Origin of the sequence: Streptomyces sp. NPDC007901, from assembly GCF_042959465.1 — a bacterium.
In the GTDB taxonomy this organism is placed as follows: domain Bacteria; phylum Actinomycetota; class Actinomycetes; order Streptomycetales; family Streptomycetaceae; genus Streptomyces.
The window spans coordinates 456,697-479,039 of sequence record NZ_JBIBKW010000005.1 but is presented as its reverse complement, the minus strand read 5'-3'; the positions used below and the strand labels follow the sequence as shown (position 1 = coordinate 479,039).

At 74.8% G+C, this 22,343-nt stretch carries 2 protein-coding genes; both read left to right on the top strand.

The window, feature by feature from the left end:
* Positions 1-168: 168 nt before the first annotated feature.
* A complete protein-coding gene (locus ACFZDK_RS19585) occupies positions 169-22,074 on the top strand; it encodes a non-ribosomal peptide synthase/polyketide synthase (RefSeq protein WP_390973972.1) in 21,906 nt (7,301 codons plus the stop codon).
* Positions 22,075-22,131: 57 nt separating this feature from the next.
* The gene (locus ACFZDK_RS19580) at positions 22,132-22,335 is read left to right on the top strand and encodes an MbtH family NRPS accessory protein (RefSeq protein WP_390973971.1); all 204 of its coding nucleotides are present in this window, start codon (positions 22,132-22,134) and stop codon (positions 22,333-22,335) included.
* Positions 22,336-22,343: the final 8 nt, after the last annotated feature.

The following is a 22,343-nucleotide window of genomic DNA, read 5'->3' as shown; positions in this document are numbered from 1 at the left end:
GACCCTGAACAGTCCTGATAGCAGGTTAGGTGAGCATAACCTCAGCGGCTGTGACGTGGGCCGCTGAAACCACATTGGCTCTGTTGGGTTAGGCAATCCTTACCTTACTATGCGAGCGGTCGCGGCTCCGCTGAGCCGTTCCACACCTATGGGGAGGCACGGGCAGCTGTGTCGGGCAACACGCGTTCTTCCGCACCTTCTTCCGCCGCGGGTTCCGCGGCGCAGACGACACCCACGGAGGACTACTGGCGGGAACGGTTCGCCGCCCCGGCGCCGGAGACCTCACTGCCGCTCGACTTCCCCTATCCCGCGCACCCGTTGGAGCCCCGGCCGCGTGCCACCCGCACCGCCGCACTCGCCGCGCCTGCCGACGAGGCCGCCCTCCTCGCCGCGTTCGTCGCCCTGCTGCACCGGTACGGCGGCGGCACGGCCCAGGACCTGACGGTCGCTCACGACGGCCTGCCGCTGAGGCTGTCGGTGGCCGCCGGTATGTCGTTCGCCGAGGTGCGCGAGCACCTCGCCGCCACCCGCGCGGAGGCCGCCGACCACCGGCTGCCCACCACCGAGCTGCTACGACTGCTCGCCCCCGAACCCGGCCGCGGCGGCGCCCTGTTGTGCGCTACCGGCTTCGGCACCGCACCCTGGGACGGCGGCGGCCCGCTGGACCTGGCGCTGTCCGTGACCGACGGGCGGCTGCGCGCGGACTACGCCGCCGACCTCTTGGAAGCCGCCACCGTCGACCGGATCCTCGGCCACTACGCCACGCTCCTGGCCGACGCCCTCGACCGGCCCGGCACCCCCCTTGCCGACCTCGAACTCCTCGGCGAGGAGGAGCGGCAGCGGATCCTGCACGACTGGAACGACACCGACCACGACGTGCCCGCGCGCACCTGGCCGCGCATGTTCGCCGACCAGGTGGCCGCCCGCCCCGACGAAGTGGCCCTCGTCCACGAGGACGTCCGCCTCACCTACGCCGAACTCGACGCCCGCGCCGCCCGGTTGGCGCACGCCCTGGTGGCCAGGGGCGCCGGCCCCGAGCAGGTCGTGGCGCTCGCCGTACCGCGCTCCGCCGACATGATCGTCGCGGAGGTCGCCGTACTGAAGGCCGGCGCGGCCTATCTGCCGGTCGACACCGACTACCCGGCCGACCGCATCGCCTACATGCTCGACGACGCCCGCCCGGTCTGCCTGGTCACCACCGCCGAGATGGTCCCCGACCTGCCGCCGGGCCTGGACCCGCTGGTCCTCGACGCCCCGGAGACCGTCGCCGAACTGGCCGCCCACCCGGCCCAGGACCCGGCGATCGCAGCCGAGTTGACCGTCGCGCACGCCGCCTACGTCATCTACACCTCCGGCTCCACCGGCCGCCCCAAGGGCGTGGTGCTCTCCCACGCCGGTGTCGCCAAACTGGTCGCCACCCAGCGCGAACGGTTCGGGATCGGCCCGCACAGCCGGGTCCTGCAGTTCGCCTCGCCCAGCTTCGACGTGGCCTTCTGGGACCTCTGCCTCGGCCTGCTCTCCGGCGGCCGGCTGGTCGTCGTCCCCGCCGACCGCCGGGTCCCCGGCGCGCCCCTCGCCGACTACGCGAACGCGCACGGCATCACCTTCATGATCCTGCCGCCCGCCCTGCTGGCCGCCATGCCCGAGGATGTGCAACTCCCGCCTACGGCAACGCTGCTGGCGGGCACCGAGCGCGTCTCGCCGGAACTGGTCGGCCGCTACGCGCGCGGCCGGATGATGTTCAACGCCTACGGACCCACCGAGGCCACCACCAACTCCACCCTGGGCCGGTGCGATCCCGACACCCCCGCGGGCACCGTCGTACCCATCGGCGTCCCCGACCCGGGCACCCGCGCCTACGTCCTCGACGACCGGCTGCGGCCCGTACCCGCCGGTGTGGTCGGGGAGTTGTACCTCGGCGGCGCCGGACTCGCCCGCGGCTACCTCGGCCGGCCCGCGCTGACCGCCGAGCGGTTCGTCGCCGACCCGTTCGGCGCGCCCGGCGAACGCCTGTACCGCACCGGCGACCTGGTCCGCTGGAGGTCCGACGGGCGGCTGGAGTTCCACGGCCGCGTCGACAGCCAGATCAAGATCCGCGGCTTCCGCATCGAGCCCGGCGAGATCGAGTCCGTGCTACGCGCCCACCCCGCCGTCGACCAGGCCGCCGTCGTGGTCCGCGAGGACCGCCCCGGCGACCGCCGCCTCGCCGCCTACGTCGTGCCCTCCCTGGAGGCCGCCGACGAGGCCGACGAAGCCGTGTCCGACTGGAAGGACCTGCACGAACTCCTCTACTCCGCCGCCGGTTCGGACCGGTTCGAGGAGAACTTCGCGGGCTGGAACAGCATGTACGACGGCCTGCCCCTGCCGCTCGCCGACCTGCGCGAGTGGCGGGACGCGACCGTCGCCCGGATCCGCGAACTGCGGCCCCGCCGGGTCCTGGAGATCGGCGTCGGCAGCGGTCTGCTCCTGTCCCGGATCGCCCCCGGGTGCACCGAGTACGTCGGCACCGACCTCTCCGAGGAGGCGGTACGCGCCCTGCGCGCCCAGGTCGACGCCGAACCCGGGCTGGCCGGCAAGGTCAGCCTGCACGCCCGGCCCGCGCACGAGCTGACCGGCCTGCCCGAAGGCCACTTCGACACGATCGTCGTCAACTCCGTCGTCCAGTACTTCCCGGGCGCCGGCTACCTCACCGACGTCCTGAACTCGGCCGCCCGACTCCTCGGGCCCGGCGGCGCCCTGTTCGTCGGCGACGTGCGCAACCTGCGCCTGCTGCGCACCCTGGCCACCGCCATCGAGGCGGGCCGCGCCACCACCGACGACAAGGACACCCTGCGCGCCGCCGTCGACCGCGCCGTCGCCTGGGAGGGCGAACTCCTCCTCGACCCCGACTACTTCGCGGCGCTCGACGGCTTCACCGCCGACATCCGGATCAAGCGCGGTGCCCACCACAACGAACTGACCCGCTACCGCTACGACGTCGTCCTGCGCCCCGGCACCGACCGGGCCGCCGTCGCGGTACCGGACCTTCCGTGGTCCGCGCTCGGCACCGCCGACGCCCTCGACGCGTACCTCACCGCCGCCGGCCGCCCGGACCGGCTGCGCGTCACGGGCATCCCCAACGCCCGCCTCGCCCCCGACCTGGCCGCCCTCGGCACCCTCGACGACAGCAGCCGCACCGGCAGCGCCGGAGTCGACCCCGAGACCTTGCACGAGACCGCCGCCCGGCACGGCTACCGGACCGCCCTCACCTGGACCGCGGACGCCGAGGACGGCAGCCTGGACGCGGTGTTCGCGCTCGGCGAGGACACGGATATCCCGCCCGGACCGCTCTACCTCGCCGGCCCGACCCACCCGCACGCCAACCGCCCGGCGCCGTTTCGCAACGTCGCCGCGCTGATGGCCCAGCTGCGCGCGCACGCCGCCGAGTTCCTGCCCGAGTACATGGTCCCGGCCGCCCTGGTCCCGCTGGACCGGCTCCCCGTCACCCCGAGCGGCAAGCTCGACTCCGCCGCCCTGCCCGTCCCCGACTACGGCCTCCTCAGCTCCGGCCGCGCCCCGCGCACCGAGCGCGAGCGCCTGCTGTGCGACCTGTACGCGCGCGCCCTGCGGGTGCCCTCGGTGACCGTCGACGACGACTTCTTCGCCCTCGGCGGCGACAGCATCGTCGCCATCCAGCTGCTCGTCCTGGCCCGCCGGGCCGGTCTGGAACTGACCCCGCGCGACGTCTTCCGGCACCGCACGGTCGCCCAGCTCGCCACGGCCGCCCGCACCGCCGCCGACCCGCAGGACCCGGCCGACGCCCCCTGGGACCCGCCGACCACCGGACAACTCGCCGCGCTCCAGGGCCAGGGCCCGCTCGCGGTCGCCGAGGTCCTGCCGCTCGGCCCGCTCCAGGAGGGCTTCTTCTTCCACGCCCTCGTGGACGGCGCCGAGCACGACGCCTATGTGGTCCAGCAGGTGATCGAACTCGCCGGCCCGGTCGACGGCGGCCTGCTGCGCGGTGCCGCCCAGCGGCTGCTCGACCGGCACGCCCCGCTGCGGGCCTGCTTCCGCCAGCTCCCCGACGGCCGCCCCGCCCAGCTCGTCGCCACCGGCCTCGACGTGCCGTGGCGCGAGGTCGACCTCGCCGCCCAGGACAGCGCCGTCCGCGCGGGCCTCGCCGAGGCCGTCGCCGCCGACGAACGCGCCCGCCGCTTCGACCTCGCCCACCCGCCGCTGCTGCGCTGCGCCCTGGTCCACCTCGGCGAGGACCGCAGCCGACTCCTCCTGACGTTCCATCACATCGTGGCCGACGGCTGGTCGCTGCCCGTCCTGCACCGCGAACTCCTCGCCCTCTACGGCGAACGGCCCGCCCCGCTGCCCGAAGTCGCCCCGTACCGCGGCTACCTGGCCCGGGTCGCACGCGCCGACCGCGAGGCCGCCCGGGACGCCTGGCGCACCGCCCTGGCCGGTCTCGACGAGCCCACCCGCCTGGTCGAGACCCCGGGCGCCGGACCGATCGAGCCCGCCCAGCTCCGTGTCGAGCTGCCCGAGCGCACCACCGCCCGCCTCACCGCCCGCGCCCGCGAGCACGGCGTCACCCTCGGAACGGTCGTCCAGGCCGCCTGGGGCCTGCTGCTCTCGGGACTGACCGGCCGTCAGGACGTGGTGTTCGGCACCACCGTCTCCGGCCGCGACGCCGCCGTGGACGGCATCGAGTCGATGGTCGGCCTGTTCATCAACACCCTGCCCACCCGGCTGGCCTGGGCCCCCGCCGACACCCTCGGCGCCGTCCTGGAGCGACTCCAGCGCGAGCAGAGCGCCCTGCTGGACCACCAGCACCTCGGCCTCGCCGAGATCCAGCGGGCCGCCGGGCACGCGGGCGACGGTGAACTCTTCGACACCCTGGTGGTGTTCGAGAACTACCCCGCCGAGCCGAACCTCACCGACCCGACCGGCACCGTCCGGCTGACCGGGCACGCCTTCCACGACGCCGTGCACTATCCGCTGGCCCTGATCGTCAAGCCCGGCCGCCGGCTCGACCTGCGCCTCAAGCACCACGCGCACCGGGTCCCCGTCGAAGCCGTCCAGCGACTCGCCGACCGGCTCGTCCGCGTGCTGGACGCCCTGGCCGAGAACACCGCGCGCCCGGTGGCCGCCCTCGACCTGCTCACCGACGCCGAGCGCATCCACCCGGAGGGCGACCGGCACGCCGTACCGGCGACCACCCTGCCGGCCGCGATCGCCGGGCAGACCGCCCGTACGCCCGACGCGACCGCGGTCGTCCACGAGGGCACCGCCCTCACCTATGCCGAACTCGACGCCCGCGCCGAGGCGTTGGCCCGCAGGCTGCGGGCCCGGGGCGCCGGGCCCGAGCAGTTCGTCGCCGTCGCCGTACCGCGCTCGGCCGAGCTGACGGTGGCCCTGCTGGGCGTGCTGAAGTCGGGAGCCGCCTATCTGCCGCTCGACCTCGACTACCCCGCCGACCGCATCGCGTACATGCTCGCCGACTCCGCCGCCCGGACCGTCGTCACCACGGCCCGGGACGCCGCACGGCTGCCGCAGGCGGACGGACTGGACATCCTCCACGTCGAGGAGGTCGAGGAGGACGACGACCCCCGGGACGTACCGGAGCCCGCAGCCCTCACCCCCGACCACCCCGCCTACCTCATCTACACCTCCGGCTCCACCGGCCGCCCCAAGGGTGTCGTCGTCAGCCACCGCGCCATCGGCAACCGGCTCGCGTGGATGCAGGGCGCGTACGGACTCGCCGCCGACGACCGCGTGCTGCAGAAGACACCGGCCGGCTTCGACGTCAGTGTGTGGGAGTTCTTCTGGCCGCTGTGCCAGGGCGCCGCGGTCGTCCTGGCGGCACCCGACGGCCATCGCGACCCCGCCTACCTCACCCGCCTGATCCGGGCCGAGTCCGTGACGACCCTGCACTTCGTGCCGTCGATGCTGGAGGCGTTCCTCGCCTCCGACGAGGTGACCGCAGACCCGTCCTGGGCGGCTTCCCTGCGCCGCGTCCTGAGCAGCGGAGAGGCCCTGCCCGGGCAGGCGGCGGCCCGCTGGAGCGAGCTGACCGGCGTACCGCTGCACAACCTGTACGGCCCCACCGAGGCCGCCGTCGACGTGACGCACCACGCTTACGACGGCGCCCCCGACACCACCGTGCCCATCGGCAGGCCCGTGTGGAACACCGGTCTGCGGGTGCTGGACTCCTGCCTGCGCCCGGTGCCCGACGGGGTGCCCGGCGAGCTGTACCTGACAGGCGTCCAGCTGGCCCGCGGCTACCACCGGCGGCCCGCGCTGACCGCCGACCGCTTCGTCGCGGATCCCTTCGGCGCGCCCGGCGAGCGCATGTACCGCACCGGGGACCTGGTGCGCCGCCGTCCATGGGGGTCCCCCCGGCCGGAGGCTGGGCAAGGCACCCTCGACTACCTGGGCCGCACCGACCGGCAGGTCAAGCTGCGCGGTAACCGCATCGAACTCGGCGAGATCGAGGCCGTGTTGACCCGGCATCCGGCGGTGGCGCGCGGTGCCGTCGTCGTCCGCGACCAGCGGCTGGTGGCCTACGCGGTCCCGGCGGCGGGCGCGGTCGCCGACCCGGCCGAGCTGCGTGCCGCCCTCGCCGAGGCGCTGCCCGCGCCGCTGGTCCCCGAGGCGTACGTCGTCCTCGCCGACCTGCCGCTCACCCCGAGCGGCAAGCTCGACCAGGCCGCGCTGCCCGCCCCCGAGGCCGAGCGGGCCGCCCGCCGGGAACCCTCGGGGCCGCTGGAGCGACGGCTCACCGACATCTTCGCGGGTGTGCTCGGCATCGAGGACGTGGGTCCGGACGACGACTTCTTCCGGCTCGGCGGCGACAGCATCAGCTCCATCGGCGTCGCCAGCCGGGCCCGCGCGGCCGGCCTGGACCTCAGCCCGCGCGACGTCTTCACCCATCGCACGCCCGCCGCACTCGCGGCCACCGCCGGCACGGTCACACGTGCAGCGGCCGCCACCGCTGCCGACTTCACCCTCACCGACGCCGAGCACGCCCGGATCCGCACGCTCGCCGCCCCGGCGGCCGTCGCCGACGTATGGCCGCTGGCCCCCCTCCAGGAAGGCCTGTTCTTCCACTCGGCCTACGACCGGGGCGCCCTGGACGTCTACACCGTCCATGAGACCTTCGACTTCACCACCCGCCTGAACGCGGCCCGGCTGCGCGCCGCCGTCCGCACCCTGCTCGACCGCAACCCCGGCCTGCGCGCGGGCTTCACCAGCGAGGGCCTGGACCAGCCGGTGCAGTTCATCGTCGAGGACCCGGAGATGCCCCTCGACGAGGTCGACCTCGGCCACCTCACGGCGGACGAACAGGACGCCCGCGTCCGGGAGTTGACCGACGCCGAACGCGACCGCCGGTTCGACCTGTCCGCGCCCCCGCTGTTCCGGCTGCTCCTGCTGCGCCTGGGCGCCGAGCGCGGCGACCGGCTCGTCGTCGGCCGCCATCTGATCCTCTGGGACGGCTGGTCGGCCTGGCTCTTCCTGGACGAGCTGTTCGCGCTGTACGAGACCGGCGGCGACGCGTCCGCCCTGCCCGCGCCCGGCAGCTACCGCGCCTACCTCACCTGGCTGGAACAGCGGGACGACTCGGCCGCCACCGCCGCCTGGCGCACCGCCCTGGCCGGTCTGGAGGAGCCCACGCTGCTCGCCCCGACGGCCGCCGACGGCCTCGAACCGGTCATCCCCGACCAGCTCGACACCCGCCTGACCGCCGCACTCGGCGACCGGCTGCGGGAGACCGGCCGCGTCCACGGCCTCACCCTGAACACCCTGCTCAACGCGGCCTGGGGCCTCACCCTCGCCTCCGCCACCGGCCGAACCGACGTCGTGTTCGGCACCACCGTCGCCGGCCGGCCGAGCGAGGTCCACGACGTCGAGCACATCATCGGACTGTTCCTCAACACCGTCCCGGCCCGGATCGCCTTCGACCCGGCCGAGCCGGTCCTCGGCCTGCTCCGCCGGATCCAGGGCGAGCGGCTCGACCTGATGCCGTATGAGCACCTCAGCCTCGGTGTGCTCCAGGCCGAGACCGGCCACCGCAAGCTGTTCGACACGCTGTTCGTGCTCCGCAACAACGACACCGAGGACCGGCTGGCCGAGCTGCGCACCCGGCACGGCGCCACCGCCGTCGCCAACGTCGACGCCACCCACTACCCGGCCAACCTCGTCGTCACCCCGGGACACCGGATCGCGGTGACCCTGACCCACCGGGCCGACCTGGTCCCGGCGGACCGGGCGCGGGACCTCCTCGACCGCTTCACCCTGCTCCTCGACCGGCTCACCGCCGACCTGACGGCACCCGTCGGCTCGCTGGACCCGCTGCTGCCCGCCGAACACGCGGCGCTGCGCGAGGAACGGGCGGCCGGCCGGGTCGAGGACCCCGAGGACACCATCGCCGACCTGCTCGCCGCCCAGGCCCGACGCACCCCGGACGCCCGCGCCCTCGTCTTCGGCGAGCAGACGCTGACGTACGCCGAACTCGACGCGGCCGTGAACCGCACGGCCCGGCTGCTGATCGGGCGGGGCGCGGGCCCCGAGCAGGTCGTCGCCCTCGGGCTGCCGCGCTCCCTGGACATGGTCGTCGCCCTCTTCGCGGTGCTGCGCACCGGCGCCGCCTATCTGCCCCTCGAACTGGACCACCCGGCCGACCGGCTCTCCCTGATGCTGGCCGACGCCCGCCCCCTGCTGCTGCTCACCAACGCGGCCGTCTCCGCCACCCTGGACGGCGAGACCCCCCGCGTCCTGCTCGACGACCCGGCCGTGGAGCGGGAGTTGGCCGGGCTGCCGGACACCCCGGTCCACCGCCGCTTCAGCCTCGAACACCCCGCCTACGTCATCTACACCTCCGGCTCCACCGGCCGCCCCAAGGGTGTCGTCACCCCCTACCGGGGTCTGACGAACATGCAGCTCAACCACCAGAAGGAGATCTTCGAACCGGCCATCGCCGCGGCCGGCGGCCGACGGCTGCGGATCGCGCACACCGTGTCCTTCGCCTTCGACATGTCCTGGGAGGAACTGCTCTGGCTGGTCGAGGGCCACGAAGTGCACGTCTGCGACGAGGAGTTGCGCCGGGACGCCGAGGCGCTGGTCGCCTACTGCGAACGGCACCGCGTCGACGTCGTCAACGTCACCCCCACCTACGCCCGGCTGCTGATCGAGCAGGGTCTGCTGCAGGGCCATGTCCCGCCGCTGGTCCTGCTCGGCGGCGAGGCGGTCCCGGAGACGGTGTGGGCGGCCCTGCGCGACACCGAGGGGACGTACGGCTACAACCTCTACGGGCCCACCGAGTACACCATCAACACCCTCGGCGGCGGCACCCTCGACAGTGCCACCCCCACCGTCGGCAGGCCCATCCGCGGCACCCGCGCCCACCTCCTGGACGCCTGGCTGCGCCCGGTGCCCGACGGTGTCCCCGGCGAGCTGTACATCGCCGGCATCGGCCTGGCCCGCGGCTATCTGGACCGGCCCGCCCTGACCGCCGAACGGTTCGTCGCCGACCCGTTCGGGGAGCCCGGCGAGCGCATGTACCGCACCGGCGACCTGGTGCGCCGCAATCCTGACGGCAACCTCGACTTCCTCGGCCGCACCGACGACCAGGTCAAGATCCGCGGCTACCGCATCGAGCCCGGCGAGATCGAGACCGCCCTCAGCCGCCACCCGCTGGTCGCCCAGGCCGCCGTCGTGGTCCGCGACGAACGCCTCGTCGGCTATGTCGTGCCCTCCGGCGCCGACACCGGCGAACGCTCGGCCGCCGAGGCCGCGCAGGTGGGGGAGTGGCGGGAGATCTACTCCGACGAGTACGAGGAGATCGGCACCGCCGTCTTCACCGAGCAGTACGACGGCTGGGACAGCTCCTACGACGGGCAGCCCATCCCCTTCGACCAGATGCACGAGTGGCGCGAGGCCACCGTGGCCCGCATCCGCTCCCTGAACCCGCGCCGGATCCTGGAGATCGGCGTCGGTTCCGGCCTGCTGCTGTCCCGGCTGGCCCCGGACGCCGAGGAGTACTGGGCGACCGACTTCGCGGCCCCGGTCATCCGCAAGATCGGCGCCGAACTGCGCGCCCGGGACCCCGAGCTGGCGGCCAAGGTCGAGCTGCGCTGCCGCCCCGCCGACGATCTCGCCGGTCTGCCCCCCGGCCGCTTCGACACCATCGTCATCAACTCCGTCATCCAGTACTTCCCGAGCATCGAGTACCTCACCGCCGTCATCGACGGCGCCATGGAACTGCTCGCGCCCGGCGGCGCCCTGTTCGTCGGCGACGTCCGCAACCTGCGGCTCGCCCGCACCTTCCACACCGAGATCCAGCGCACCCGGGGGACGGCGGAGGCCGACCTGGAGCGGGCGGTGGAGCGCGGCCTGCGCCTGGAGAAGGAACTCCTGGTCGACCCCGACTACTTCACCACCCTCGGCCACGGCGTCGACCTGCGCACCAAGCGGGGCGTCCACCACAACGAGCTGACCCGGCACCGCTACGACGTCGTCCTGTACGCGGGCGAACCCGACGTCCGCCTCGACGACGCGCCGACGGTCGCGTGGAGCACGGCGCACACCGTGGGCGAACTGGCGCGCGGCGGCTGGACCTCCGAGGCGGTGGGGCAACTGCTCGGCCAGGCGGAGCAGTTGATCGCCCGTGTCGGCGAAGGCGCGCGCACCGGCGGTTCCGGCGCGCTGCGCGTCACCGGGATCCCCGACGGCCGCGTCCGCGCGGACGGTGTCGACCCGGAGACCCTGCACGCGCTCGGTGCCGAGGCCGGACACCGGGTCCTGACCACCTGGGCGCCGGGGGCCGGAACGTACGACGCCGTGTTCCTGAGCGCCGAACACCGCCTCACCGGCGGCCTGTTCCGCCCCGGCGACGGCACCGGGCCGTACGCCAACGACCCCACCGCCGCCCGGGAGACCGGCGCCCTGGTCCGGCGCCTGCGCGAGGACCTCGGCCGCGAGCTGCCCGAGTACATGGTCCCGGCCGCCTTCGTCACCGTCGACACCCTGCCCATGAACGCCAACGGCAAGCTCGACGTGCGCGCCCTGCCCGAGGCCGAACCCGCCGTCGCCCTCGGCCGGGGACGCGGTCCCCGCAGCCCGCGGGAAGAGGTGCTGTGCCGTCTGTTCGCGGAGGTGCTGGGGCTGCCCGAGGCCGGCGCCGAGGACAACTTCTTCGACCTGGGCGGCCACTCGCTGCTGGCCACCCGGCTGGTCAGCCGGGCCCGCACCGAACTGGGCGCCGAACTCGCCATTCGCGACCTGTTCGAGGCGCCCACCCCCGCCCGGCTCGCCGCCCGCGTCGGCGAGGCGAGCCCGGCCCGGCCGCCCGTCACCCCGGTGGCCGACCGGCCCGACCGGATCCCGCTGTCCCCGGCCCAGCGCCGACTGCTGCTCGTCGAACAGATCACCGGCAGCGGCGTCGCCTACAACTTCCCGCTGGTCTTCCGGCTGCGCGGCGACCTCGACACCGAGGCCCTGCGCGCCGCGCTGCGGGACGTGGCGGGCCGCCACGAGGCGCTGCGCACGGTGTTCCCGGCGCACGAGGGCGAGCCGTACCAGCGGATCGTCCCGGCCGAGGACGCCGACCCGGCGCTCACCGTCGTCGACACCACCGAGGACGAACTGCCCGCGCTGATCGAGGCGGCCCAGCGCCGCCCGTTCGACCTCACCGCCGAACTCCCGGTGCGCTGCGAGGTGTTCCGCCTCGCGGCCGCCGACCACGTGGTCGCCGTGGTCCTGCACCACATCACCACCGACGAGTGGTCGGACCGGCCGTTCCTCGCCGACCTCGACACCGCCTACGCGGCCCGCCGCACGGGCCGGGCCCCGGCCTGGGCGCCGTTGCCCGTCCAGTACGCCGACTACACGCTCTGGCAGCGGGACCTGCTCACCGCCACCGGCGAGACCCAACTCGCACACTGGACCGACGGGTTGCGCGGACTGCCCGACGAGCTGACCCTGCCCGTCGACCGGTCGCGCCCCGCCGAGCCCACCGGACGCGGCGGCAAGGTCCGGCTGGAGCTGCCCACCGCCACCGGGCACGCCCTGCGCGACCTCACGACCGCCACCGGCACCAGCATGTTCATGCTGTTCCAGGCCGCCACCGCCGCCCTGCTGCACCGGCTCGGCGCCGGCGAGGACATCCCGCTCGGCGCGCCCATCGCGGGCCGCACCGACGAGGCGCTCGGCGACCTGGTGGGCTTCTTCGTCAACACCCTGGTACTGCGCACGGACCTGTCCGGGGACCAGCTGTCCTTCCGCCAACTCCTGGGCCGGGTACGGGAGTCGTCCCTATCCGCCTTCGAGTACCAGGACCTGCCCTTCGACCGTGTGGTGGAGGCACTCAACCCGCCCCGCGCGGCCGGCCGCAACCCGCTCTTCCAGGTCATGCTCGGCTACCACCACCGGCCCGACGGCGACCCCGACGTGCTCGGCCTGGCCACCGAGTGGTTCGACATGGACACCGGCATGGCCAAGTTCGACCTGCACTTCACCTACGTCGACGAGTCCGACCGCCTGGTCCTGATCCTGGAGTACGCCACCGACCTCTTCGACGCCGCCACCGCCGCGCTGCTGGCGGACCGCGCGGTACGGGTCCTGGAGCACGTCTCCGCCGAACCCGACCTGCCGATCAGGGACCTGGACGTCCTGGACGAGGACGAGCGGACCCGCGTCCTCACCCACTGGAACGCCACCGCGCACCCCGTCCCGCCCACCACCCTGCCCGAGCTGTTCCGCGCCCAGGTGGCCCGCACCCCGGACGCCACCGCCCTCGTCTTCGGGGAACAGCATCTGAGCTACGCCGAGTTGGACGCCCGCGTCGAGCACACCGCACGCGTCCTGGCCGGTCTCGGCGCGGGCCCCGAGCGGACCGTCGCCGTCGCCCTGCCGCGCTCGGTCGACCTGGTCGTCGCCCTGCTGGCCACGCACCGCGCCGGTGCCGCCTGTCTGCCGCTGGACCCGGACTACCCGGCCGACCGGCTCGCCCTGATGGTCGAGGACGCCCGCCCGGTCTGCGTGATCCGCGACGGCCTGCCCACCGGCCCGGAGGGCGAGCTCCCGACGTCGTACGACCCCCGGCACCCCGCCTACGTCATCTACACCTCGGGCTCCACCGGCCGCCCGAAGGGCGTCGTCGTCCCGCAGGAGGGCATCGTCAACCGGCTGCTGTGGATGCAGGACGCCTACCGGCTCACGCCCGAGGACCGGGTGCTGCAGAAGACGCCGTCGAGCTTCGACGTGTCGGTGTGGGAGTTCTTCTGGCCGCTGATCACCGGCGCGGGCCTGGTGCTGGCCCGCCCCGAGGGTCACCGGGACCCCGCCTACCTGGCCCGGCTGATCCGCGAACAGGACGTCACCACCGTCCACTTCGTGCCCTCGATGCTCCAGCTGTTCCTGGAGGAGCCGACGGCCGCCGAGTGCACCGGCCTGCGCCGGGTGATGTGCAGCGGCGAGGCACTGCCCGCCGCGCTCGCCCGCCGCTGCCACGAGGTGCTCGACACCGGGCTGCACAACCTCTACGGCCCCACCGAGGCCTCCATCGACGTCACCGCGATCGAGATCGGCCCCGGCGCGACCGCCGTCCCCGTCGGCCGCCCGGTCTGGAACACCCGGCTCTACGTCCTCGACGCCGCTCTGCGCCCGGTACCGCCCGGCGTCCCGGGCGAGCTGTACCTGGCGGGCGTACAACTGGCCCGCGGCTATCTGGACCGGCCGGGACTGACCGCCGAGCGGTTCGTCGCCGACCCCCACGGGGCACCCGGCGAGCGCATGTACCGCACCGGTGACCTGGCCCGCTGGACGGCGGACGGCACGGTCGAGTACCTGGGCCGCACCGACGACCAGGTGAAGGTGCGCGGCTTCCGGGTCGAGCCCGGTGAGATCGAGAACGTGCTCACCGCCCACCCGGCCGTCGCCCAGGTCACGGTCGCCGTCCGCGACCAGGCGCTCGTGGCCTACGTCATCCCCGCCGCGGGCCCGGTGGTGGACGCGACCGCCCTGCGCGCCCACGCCGCCGCCGCGCTCCCGGCCCACATGGTCCCCGCCGCCTACGTCACCCTCGACGCCCTGCCGCTCACCCCGAACGGCAAGCTCGACCGCAAGGCGCTGCCCGCCCCCGAGTTCACCTCCGCCACCGGCGACGGCACCCCGCCGCGCACCCCGCGCGAGGAGATCCTCGCCGCCCTGTTCGCCGACGTCCTGGGCCGCGAACGGATCGGCGTGGACGACGACTTCTTCGCCCTCGGCGGCCACTCGCTGCTCGCCATGCGCCTGGTCAGCCGCGTCCGCGCCGCGCTCGGCACGGAACTGACGGTCCGCGCGGTCTTCGAGGCGCCCACCGTGGCCCTGCTCGCCGCCCGCACGGACGCCTCCGGGAGCGCGGCCCGGCCCGCGCTCGCCGCCCCGCGCCCGCGTCCCGAACCGCTGCCGCTGTCCTCCGCGCAGCGCCGGCTGTGGCTGCTCGCGCAGGTGGACGGCGCGAGCACGGCCTACCACCTCCCGTCGGCCTGGCGGCTGACCGGGCACCTCGACCGGACCGCCCTGCAGGCCGCCCTCAACGACGTGGCCGCCCGGCACGCCCCGCTGCGGACCGTCTTCCCGGCCGTCGACGGGGTCCCGCACCAGCACGTCCTGGACCCGGCGGACGTCCGGGTACCGCTGGCGAGCGCCCCGTTCGAGGACCTCGCGCTCCAGGCCGCGCACCCCTTCGACCTGGAGCGCGAACTCCCCTTCCGGGCCACCCTGTTCGAGACCGGCCCCGACGAGCACGTGCTGCTGCTCCTGCTGCACCACATCGCGACCGACGAGTGGTCCGACCGCCCGCTGCTCGCCGACCTCTCCACCGCGTACGCGGCCCGCACCACCGGCCGGGCCCCCGACTGGGCGTCGCTGCCCGTGAGTTACGCCGACTACACTCTCTGGCAGCGCGACCTGCTGGCCGAGTCCGGAACGCGGCTGCTCACCCACTGGACCGAGACCCTGCGCGGGCTCCCGGCCGAACTGAACCTGCCCGTCGACCGGCCCCGCCCCGCCGAGCCGACCGGCCGCGGCGGCACCACCGGCTTCACCCTGCCGCCCGCCCTGGCCGGCGCCCTGCGCGGCCTCGCCCGCGAGCACGGCGTCAGCATGTTCATGGTCGCCCAGGCGGCCGTGGCCGCGCTGCTGCACCGGCTCGGCGCGGGCGAGGACATCCCCCTCGGCGCCCCCGTCTCCGGCCGCTCCGACGAGGCCCTCGAAGACCTGGTCGGGTTCTTCGTCAACTCCCTGGTGCTGCGCACCGACCTGTCCGGCGACCCCACCTTCGCCGAGCTGCTCGCCCGGGTCCGGGGCACCGACCTGGCCGCCTACGACCACCAGGAGCTGCCCTTCGAGCGGCTGGTGGAGGCCCTCAACCCCGAACGCTCCCTCGCCCGGCACCCGTTGTTCCAGGTGATGGTCGTCCACCTGGCGGGCCAGGGCGACGGACCCGCGCTGCCGGGGCTGACCGTCCGCCGCGAGGCCGTGGGCCAGGACAGCGCCAAGTTCGACCTCAGCTTCGACTTCGTCGAGCGGGACGAGCACATCGACGGCTGGATCGAGTACAGCGCCGACCTCTTCGACCGGCGCACCGCCGAACTCCTCGGCCGCCGTCTGGAGTCCCTGCTGGAGCAGGTCGCCGCCGACCCGGGCCGCCGCGTCGGCACCCTCGACGTGCTGCGCGAGGAGGAACGCGCCCTCGTCCTCACCGGCTGGAACGACACCGCCCGGACCGTCCCGGACCTCACGCTCCCCGAACTGTTCCGCGCGCAGGCCGCCCGCACCCCCGCCGCCACGGCGCTCGTCCTCGAGGACACCTCGCTCACCTACGCCGAACTCGACCTGCGGGTGGAGCGGCTCGCCCACACCCTCGCCGCGCACGGGGCGGGTGCCGAGGCCACGGTCGCCGTCGCCCTCCCGCGCTCCCTCGCGCTGGTGGTGACCCTGCTCGCCGTGCACCGCGCGGGCGCCGCCTATCTGCCCCTGGACACCGGCTATCCGGCCGAGCGGCTGGCGTACACGCTCGCCGACGCCCGCCCGGTCTGCCTGGTCAGCGCCGAGGACGTCACCCTCCCGGACACCGCCGTGCCCCGCCTCACCGTGGACGCCGACGGCACCCCCGAGCACCCCTCCGACACGCCCCTGCCCGCCTCCTACGACCCCCGCCACCCCGCCTACGTCATCTACACCTCCGGCTCCACCGGCCGCCCCAAGGGCGTCACCGTCCCCCACCAGGGGATCGTCAACCGGCTGCTGTGGATGCAGGACACCTATCGCCTCGACCCGGCCGACCGGGTGCTGCAGAAGACCCCGGTGGGCTTCGACGTGTCGGTGTGGGAGTTCTTCTGGCCCCTGATCACCGGCGCCGCCCTGGTCGTGGCCCGTCCCGAGGGCCACCAGGACCCGGCCTACCTGGCGGGCCTGATCCGGCGCGAGCGCGTCACCACGGCCCACTTCGTGCCGTCGATGCTGCGTGCCTTCCTCGACGAACCGACAGCCGCCGACTGCGCGCCCCTCCGCCAGGTCATGTGCAGCGGCGAGGCCCTGCCCGCCCCGCTGGCCGCCCGCTGCCACCGGGTCCTGCCGGCCGTCCGCCTGCACAACCTCTACGGCCCGACCGAGGCCTCCGTCGACGTCACCGCCCACGAGGTGCCCGCCGACCCGGCCGCCGTGCCGATCGGCCGACCGGTGTGGAACACCCGCACCCTGGTGCTCGACGCCCGCCTGCGGCCCGTGCCGCCCGGGGTGGCCGGCGAACTGTACCTGGCGGGCGTCCAGTTGGCCCGCGGCTATCTCGGCCGACCCGGGCTGACCGCCGAGCGGTTCCTCGCCGACCCGTACGGGCCCGCGGGCAGCCGCATGTACCGGACCGGCGACCTGGCCCGCTGGACCGCGGACGGCGAGCTGGAGTACCTCGGCCGCACCGACGACCAGGTGAAACTGCGCGGCTTCCGGATCGAACTCGGCGAGGTCGAGGCCGTGCTCGGCGCCCACCCGGCCGTCGCGCACGCCACCGTCGTCCTGCGCGACGAACGGCTCGTCGCCTACGTCGTTCCGGCCGGCGCCGGCACGGACACCGCCGCACTGCGCGCCCACACCGCCCGGTCGCTGCCCGACCACATGGTCCCGGCCGCCGTCGTCACCCTCGACGCCCTCCCGCTCACCCCCAACGGCAAGCTGGACCGCCGGGCGCTGCCCGCGCCGGACTTCGCCGCCGAGGTCACCGACACCCGGCCCCGCACCCCGCTGGAGGAGACGCTGGGCGCCCTCGTGGCGGAGGCGCTCGGCCTCGAACGGGTCGGTGTGGCGGACGACTTCTTCGCCCTCGGCGGGGACAGCATCGTCGCCATGCAACTGGTCGCCCGGGCCCGCGCCGCCGGGCTGGCGTTCAGCCCGCGCGATGTGTTCCGGCACAAATCGGTGGCCGGACTCGCCGCCGTGGCGACGACGGCCGCCGGCGCCGAGGCGCGGGCCGAGGACACCGTCCTGCTCGACCTCACCGACACCGAGCGCGCCGAGGTCGCCGCCCTGCCCGCCGGCACCGACGTGCTGCCCGTCTCCCCGCTCCAGGCCGGACTCCTCTTCCACGCGGCCCTGGACTCCGCCGACGACGGACCCGACGTCTACACCGTCCAGGTCACCTACGACCTCGAAGGCCCCCTGGACGCCGACCGGCTGCGCGCCGCCGCCCAGGATCTGCTCGACGCCCACGAGAACCTGCGCAGCGGCTTTGGGTACCTGTCCTCCGGACGGCCCGTGGCCGTCGTACCGCGTACCGCCGTGCTGCCCTGGCGGCAGCTCGACCTCGCCGGACAACCGCAGGACTGGACCCGGCTGCTCGCCCAGGAGCGGCGCCGCTTCGACCCCGAACAGCCGCCGCTGCTACGGCTGTTGCTGGCCAGGACGGGCCCCGGCCGGCACCGGCTGGTCCTCTCCCACCAGCACCTGCTCCTCGACGGCTGGTCGCTGCCCCTGCTCACCGCCGAGCTGTGGGCCCGCTACGAGGGCCGTACCCCGGCCCCGCCCGCCCCCTACCGGGCGCATCTGCGGCTGCTGGCCGCCCAGGACCCGGCCACGGCCGCCGGGGCCTGGGCCGAGGCCCTCACCGGGCTCGCCGAACCCACCCGGCTCGCGCCCGCCGACCCCGACCGGGCCGCCGCCGTCCCGCACACCCACACCGTGGAGCTGGACCCCGACCGCACCGCACAGCTGGAGGCGTTCGCCCGGAGCCGGGGCGTCACCGTCAACACCCTGGTGCAGGCGGCCTGGGGCGTACTGCTCGGCCGGCTCACCGGACGCGACGACGTGGTGTTCGGCGCCACCGTCGCGGGCCGCTCACCCGAACTCCCCGGGTCCGAGGCGATGATCGGCCTGTTCATCAACACCGTCCCGGTCCGGGTGCGCGTCCGCCCCGAGGAGAGCACCGGCGCCCTGCTGGCGCGGCTCCAGGACGAGCAGTCCCGGCTCATCGCCCACCAGCACCTCGGCCTCGCCGACATCCAGCGCACCGCCGGACTCGGCGAACTCTTCGACACGCTCGTGGTGTTCGAGTCGTACCCGGCAGCGGAGCGCGAGGGGGAGACGGGAGACGCGCCGCGCGTCACGGTCCGCGAGCACGCGGACTCCACCCACTATCCGCTCGCCTGGGCGGTCGAACCCGCCGAACGGCTGCGGGTGACCGCCGAGTTCCGCCTCGACCTGTTCGAGGCGGCCACCGTACGACGGCTCACCGACGCCCTCACCGGCCTGCTCACCGGCATGGCCGCCGACCCGGACCGCCCCGTCGGCCGGCTCGACCTGCTCGGCTCCGCCGACCGCTGCACCGTGCTGGAGACCTGGAACGACAACGCGCTGCCGGACGCCGAACGGCTCGGCACCGTACCGGAGCTGTTCGCCGCCCAGGCCGCCGCCACCCCGGACGCGATCGCCGTCACCGACGGCCGCACCACCTGGACCTTCGCCGAGCTCGACGCCCGCAGCGCGGAGCTGGCGCGGATCCTGGCCGGGCACGGCGCCGGCCCCGAGCGGATCGTGGCCCTCGCCCTGCCCCGCACCGCCGACCACATCGCCGCGATCCTCGCCGTGATGCGCGCGGGTGCCGCCTATCTGCCCCTCGACCCCGACCTGCCCGAGGCCCGCCTCACCGGCATGCTGGACGACGCCCGCCCGGTCCTGGTCCTCGCCACCGCGCGGACCGCCGCCGACCTGCCCGCCACCGGCACCCCGGTCCTCCTCCTGGACGCCCCGGCGGACGCCCTGCCCCAGGCGGAACCCACCGCCCCCGGCCCCGACCACCCCGCCTACGTCATCTACACCTCCGGCTCCACCGGCCGCCCCAAGGGGGTCGTCGTCACCCAGCGCGGAGTCGCCAACCTCTTCCACAGCCACCGCCACGACCTGCACGACCTGGCGAAGCAGCGCACCGGACTGCGCCGGCTGCGGGTGGGACACGCCTGGTCGTTCTCCTTCGACGCCTCCTGGCAGCCGCAGCTGTGGCTGCTCGACGGGCACGCCCTGCACATCGCCGACGACGACACCCGCCGCGACCCCGAACTCCTCGCCGAGTTCATCCGCGCCCGGGGCATCGACTTCATCGAGGTCACCCCGTCCCTGCTGGCCCGGATGGCGGACAGCGGCCTGATCGGACCCGACGGCGAATGCCCGCTCGCGGTGGTCGGCTTCGGCGGCGAGGCCGTACCCGAGTCGCTGTGGAACCGGCTCGCCACGCTCCCGGACACCGAGGCGTTCAACCTCTACGGCCCCACCGAGACCACCGTCGACGCCCTCGTCGGCCGGGTCCGCGACAGCGCCCGGCCGGTCGTCGGCCGCCCCGTCCACCACTCCCGCGCCTACGTCCTGGACGCGGCCCTGCGCCCGGTCCCGCCCGGTGTCACCGGCGAGCTGTACCTGTCCGGACCCGGCCTGGCCCGCGGCTACCTCGGCCGCCCGGAGCTCACCGCCGAACGCTTCGTCGCCGACCCCTTCGGGGTGCCAGGGGCGCGCATGTACCGCACCGGCGACCTGGCCCGCTGGACCGAGGACGGCCTGCTGGAGTTCGCCGGCCGCACCGACGACCAGGTCAAGATCCGCGGCTACCGGGTCGAACCCGCCGAGATCGAGGCCGTCCTCGACTCCCACCCGGCGGTCGCGCGGAGCGTCGTCGTGGCGCGTGAACACCGGCCAGGGGTAAGGCAGTTGATTGCGTACACGGTCTCCGACGGCGCCGAGGGCACGGAGTTGCGGGCGCACGCCGCCGGGACCCTGCCCGACTACATGGTCCCGGCCGCCGTGGTGGTGCTGGAGAAGCTGCCGCTGCTGTCCAACGGCAAACTGGACCGGGCCGCTCTGCCCGCCCCGGACTTCACCGCCTCGGGCGGCGGCCGGGCCCCGGAGAACGACACCGAGCGCGCCCTGCGCAACCTGTTCGCGGACGCCCTCGGACTGCCCGCCGAGGCGATCGGCACGGACGACGACTTCTTCGCCTTCGGCGGCGACAGCATCGTCGCCATGCAACTCGTCGCCCGGGCCCGCTCGGGCGGACTGCGGGTCACGCCCCGCCAGGTCCTCCAGCACCGCACCGTCGCCGCCCTGGCCGCCGTCGCCGTCCCGCTGGGCGCGGGCGAACGGCACGCCACGCACGGCGACGGCACCGGCACCGTCCCGCTCACCCCGATCATGCGCGCCCTGCTCGACCGCGGCGGTCCCCTCGCCGCCTACCACCAGGCGGCGCTGCTGCGCACCCCGGCCGACCTGACCGAACCCGGACTGCTGACCGTGCTCGGAGCGCTCGCCGAGCGGCACGACATGCTCCGCGCCCGGCTGGTCCGCACCCCGGAGGCCGCGCTGTCCGTGCCGGTGGCTGCCGACACCGACGTACGGACCTGGCTCGCCCGGGTCGACGTACGCGAGGCCGCCGGGGACGAGACCGCGCTGCGGGACGCCGTCGCCCGCCACGCCCGGACGGCTCTGGCGGGGCTCGATCCCGAAGGCGGGGCGATGGTGCGGGCCGTCTGGTTCGACGCCGGGCCCGAGCGGCTCGGACGGCTGCTGCTCCTCGTCCACCACCTCGTGGTCGACGGCGTCTCCTGGCGGGTGCTGCTGCCCGACCTGGCCACCGCCTGGGCGGCGGTCCGTGGCGGCCGTACCCCCGAACTCGCCCCGGTGGAGCTGTCGTTCGCCCGCTGGTCGCGGCTGCTCGGCGCCCGGGCCGTCGAACCGGCCGCCGAGGACGAGCTGCCCTGGTGGACCTCCGCGCTCGCCGAGAGCGCCGGACTCCCGCTGCCCCGGCCCCTCGACCCGGTGCTGGACACGGTCGCCACCACCCGCCATCTCTCCCTGACCCTGCCCGCCGACATCACCGGACCCCTGCTGAGCCGGGCCCCGGCCGCCTTCGGGGCGAGCGTCAACGACGTCCTGCTGACCGCGTTCGCCCTGGCCGTGGGGGACTGGCGGGCCCGGACCCTCGGCGCGGCCGCCCCCGGCGGACCGGTCCTGGTCGACCTGGAGGGCCACGGCCGCGAGGAGGGACTCGCGGGCGACGCCGATACGTCCCGTACGGTCGGCTGGTTCACCAGCGTCGTCCCGGTCCGGCTCGACCCGGGCGCGACCGGCCCGGACGCCCTCGCGGGCGGACCCGCCCTGGACGCGGCCGTGGCCCGGATCCGCGACCGTCTCACCACCGTGCCCATGGCCGGCATCGGCCACGGCCTGCTGCGCCGGCTCAACCCCGCGACCGGCCCGCTCCTCGCCGAACTGGCCGAGCCGCAGATCGAGTTCAACTACATGGGCCGCTTCGGCCGCCCCGAGGCCGCCGACTGGTCCTACGCCCCCGAGGAGGACGCCGCCGACCTCGACCCGGACGCCGGCATGCCGATGTCGCACCCGCTCACCCTCAACGCCCTCACCGAGGACCGTCCCGAGGGGCCGGAACTCAGCGCCCACTGGGCGTACGCGTCCGGACTGCTCACCGAGGACGCGGTACGGGAGCTGGCCGGGACCTGGTTCCGGGCGCTGGAGGCGGTGGTACGGCGCGCGGACGAACTGAGCTGACCCCGAAGCCACTTGAGACCCACACCGATCAGATCCGAAAGGCAAGGACCCGCTGACATGAGCAACCCGTTCGAGAACCCCGACGGCGTCTACTCCGTCCTCGTCAACGACGAGGGCCAGTACAGCCTGTGGCCCGACTTCGTGGACGTCCCGGCGGGCTGGACGGCCGTGCACGGCCCGGCGGGCCGGCAGGAGTGCCTGGACCACATCGAGACCCACTGGACGGACATGCGGCCCAAGAGCCTCGTCGACGGCTCCTGACACACGAA

What these genes read in the sequence shown, in the direction of transcription:
- ACFZDK_RS19580 (WP_390973971.1), top strand. Translation starts at nt 22,132, where the DNA reads ATGAGCAACCCGTTCGAGAACCCCGACGGCGTCTACTCCGTCCTCGTC.